This is a genomic window from Chitinophaga sp. (assembly GCF_036569185.1).
Lineage (GTDB): Bacteria > Bacteroidota > Bacteroidia > Chitinophagales > Chitinophagaceae > Chitinophaga.
Genome location: NZ_DATCRD010000406.1, coordinates 1 through 3250, shown reverse-complemented (window position 1 = coordinate 3250; position 3250 = coordinate 1). Strand labels below are relative to the sequence as shown.

The following is a 3250-nucleotide window of genomic DNA, read 5'->3' as shown; positions in this document are numbered from 1 at the left end:
GTAGCCGCGTTGCTGTCCGGCCTGATGAGCCAGATCTCCGGCGCGCTGAACTCCATTGCCACCCTGGTGAGCTACGACCTGTACAAACGGATCCGTCCGCAGGCAACAGATAAACAGCTGGTGAAAACAGGCCGTATTGCCGCCGGTTTGGCGCTGGTATTGTCCATCGGGCTCTTACCCCTGCTGAACAGGTATGAAAGCCTTTTTAACGGCATTAATGACGTTATATCACATATTGCGCCGCCCATCACCTGCGTGTTCCTGTTAGGTGTGTTCTGGAAAAAGGCTTCCTCCCTTGCGGCACAATATACGTTATGGATAGGCTCTGCATTGGGAGCCGCTGTATATCTTACCGGCAAACTTTACCCGGTTAATATCCCGCCGCTAATGGTGGCGTTTTACCTGTTCCTGGTTTGCATGGTAATGCAGGTAGTATTGTCGTTTATATTTCCTGTACAGCATACCGCTGAAAGCAGGGGCCTTTACTGGGAAAGCCCGCTGGCGCCTTTACAGGTAAAAGGATGGCCCGGCCTGGCTAATTATAAAGTATTATCGGTACTGCTGCTAACGGTAATGGCTGTACTTTATTGGTGTTTCCGGTAAATGCAGTATTAAATTTCTATTTTTGCTGAATGAAAGAACAACTGATTACTTTGCTTAACGATCTGAAAAAGAATGCACGCCCGTTCAAAGAGGTGCTGGAGTTTATAGATACCTGGTATCAACATCAACCTACCGCTTTTAAAAATGGAGAAGCATATAATGAGGCGACTCAGAACCAGGGGAGTGCCAGGGTTTTTGCTTTTGCACAGCTGAACAACCTGGAGGAAAAAGATACGCTTCACTTATTTGCAGAACATTATCAATCGGTACTAAATAACCCGGAGGGAACAGATCATCAGAATATCAGGCAGTTTATGATTCATGGCTGGCCAGGGATTAGATTTGAAGGGCAGGCCTTACTGGAGAAGCAGGTATAAAACTATAAAAGACAAGAGGTGGTAGCAGAGCCGCAAGGATTATGTTATGCTGATTTCGGGCGTTTGGCCTGTGAAAACAGGTGGTATTGGAAGTAGAGCAGTATAACCACGCAAGGCAGTACTTTCAGATGGTATGCAATAACGAAGCGGTTAATAAATTTGGGTACAAGGTCTGTTGGGAATAAAGAAGTTACCAGTATAAGCAGTCCCAGGAGAAATAAAGGCGCCTTTTTATCCTGGATCAGCATCAGTCCGGCCACAGCTCCCGTGACCGCCACGATATAGGTGGGTGATTCTGAGCTCTGGTTAAATACTACTATCCATATGAGGAGATAACCGCAGGTGACCCATTGGTAATAGGCCGGCTTGTAGGTCCATCCTGAAATGAAAGCTGCTATGAGCCCCATTATGGCACATAGAAATACTATCATATCCGTTGCGGTGGTTACCTGCTGGGGCGTATTACTGATGGCGTGCATCATTCCTCTCAGCGACACATTTTCCACAATGGTACTGCTGGTGATGAGGGCGTACCAGTCTTTATACGATTGCAACAGCTCTGCAGGGGATAATACTAACAGCGGCAGCAGTGTACCTGCTATACCGAAGATGATGCAGTATTTGAGATAGATCCACTTTTTATCAAAGAAAAGGAATAATAGTCCTATGATAGCGCCATAACCTTTGATGAAGAAGCAGAGGCAGGTGAAGAGTGCGGCGGGAACCGGTTTTTTCCTGTCAAGGTTTACGACGGTGAGTATCATGAGGGCCGTCATAAGGGGGTTGGTCTGTGAAGACTGGATAGCATTCAGCAGTTCCAGGATGAGCAGCCAGTAAACAATATAGCGTTTGTTGGCGGCCAGCGGCAGCTGACGGATGGCATACAGGAACAACACTGTACTGCCCATGAGCCATACAAAAAGGCCTATGGCCCTGGGTAATATGGCAATGGGTGCAAAAAACACCGGGAAAGAGGGATGGTATAAATAATAGTCGAAATAAGTATCAGGATAAAGCAGGTACAATGGCTGATGATGCAGCATATGGTCCCATGAGCTGCGGAAGATGACAAAATTATTGTATTTGTTCGTGACCAGTGATTGTATGAACAGCACACAGGTACCGATGAAGTACAGCGCTATGACGAGCGGCTGTTGGTACCAGTACGTGCGGCTGCTGGCGTCGGTCATTGATATAACTGGGGTAGGTTCCTGGCGTTCCGGCACAAAAAATATTTATATTTATTATAGTATTTCATGGTTTCCTATAAGTAGACGTAGGAAAGGGCATTTCCCCCCATCGGGTGGTGGAAAAATATTATAACAAAAACAAAGCCCGGTAAAAATTACTTTTGATACAACCTCTCAGATTTTAATGTCCCAATTGCTCCCGCAGATCCATTTGCAGCGACCAAGTTTCTTCCACCGGCACTGCTTTTTTGCTTACGTTATTAATGTCTTTTCCTTCTTTAGTAAAAAGAAAAGGTACAAAACTGAATGCCTGGTTCCCGTTTATTGCGGCTACATCTTCACGCCAGCCTTTCCAGCGGAATGCGCTATAAAATCCTTCAATATCGCCGGAGCAGCAGAAGGAAATGAAATCGCTGTAGCTGATCTCCATGTTTTCCCATTCCAGTGTATCCGGCGCAAAATAAAATACGCTGCCAATGCCTTCCTGTGCGGCAATACCGCCGGCATTAATGGCGAAGAAACCACCCGTCACATCATCTGCAATTAATAAAAAACCAGGTTGCTCACCTGTATGGCTATACGATTTCCCTTCATTCCAGCCAGGCAGGGTACGATCTAATTTTTCGTGGCCCGAGCCAAGTACCCTGATCCATCCGTGATCTACCAGCAGGCCGCCGGTTTCATAAACAATGGCGCCCATAGGGGAGCGGGTGGTTACCTGGGTTTGATACAAAGCCTGCTCTGCACGGGTGTTATCTTTAGGAAGGATCTCTATATGATTGTTACCATCTTTGATCCATTCTTTTACCAGGTCCCATCCTGGTTCTTTTGTATTAATCAGTTCACTAAGAGATTTCATCTTTGCAAATTAAATAAAAAAACGCGGGTGAACAGCAGGTGTTCATCCGCGTTTTTTTATCGCCGGCAGGACGGTTATTTTATCCTGCGCTTCAATGATTCAATTTCTTTTTGTTGTTGAATAAGATAGAGTGTAAGCTCTTCTACTTTTTGTAACAGGAGCTTATTCATCTCGCCAACGTCCACGCCATTTTCTTTTACTTCTGCTGCTGTTGGGATTTC

At 45.8% G+C, this 3250-nt stretch carries 4 protein-coding genes; 2 read left to right on the top strand and 2 right to left on the bottom strand.

Features of this window, described 5'->3' with window-relative positions; translation table 11 throughout:
• A partial coding sequence (locus tag VIM72_RS30530) for a sodium:solute symporter family transporter (protein ID WP_414649071.1) occupies window positions 1-603 on the top strand: 603 nt, incomplete at its 5' end.
• A gap of 29 nt (window positions 604-632) precedes the next feature.
• On the top strand, window positions 633-980 hold the full coding sequence (locus VIM72_RS30525; RefSeq protein WP_332006582.1) for a HopJ type III effector protein: 348 nt from the start codon (window positions 633-635) through the stop codon (window positions 978-980).
• Between the two features lie 44 nt (window positions 981-1024).
• Here the strand turns inward: VIM72_RS30525 and VIM72_RS30520 are convergent, their stop codons facing one another.
• Both VIM72_RS30520 and VIM72_RS30515 read right to left on the bottom strand, forming a co-directional pair.
• Window positions 1025-2170 (bottom strand): glycosyltransferase family 87 protein, encoded by a 1146-nt coding sequence (locus VIM72_RS30520; RefSeq protein ID WP_332006581.1) that lies wholly within the window; start codon window positions 2168-2170, stop codon window positions 1025-1027.
• A gap of 181 nt (window positions 2171-2351) precedes the next feature.
• Complete coding sequence (locus VIM72_RS30515) at window positions 2352-3029, bottom strand: DUF2625 domain-containing protein (protein WP_332006580.1); 678 nt, start codon at window positions 3027-3029, stop codon at window positions 2352-2354.
• Between the last annotated feature and the right edge of the window lie 221 nt (window positions 3030-3250).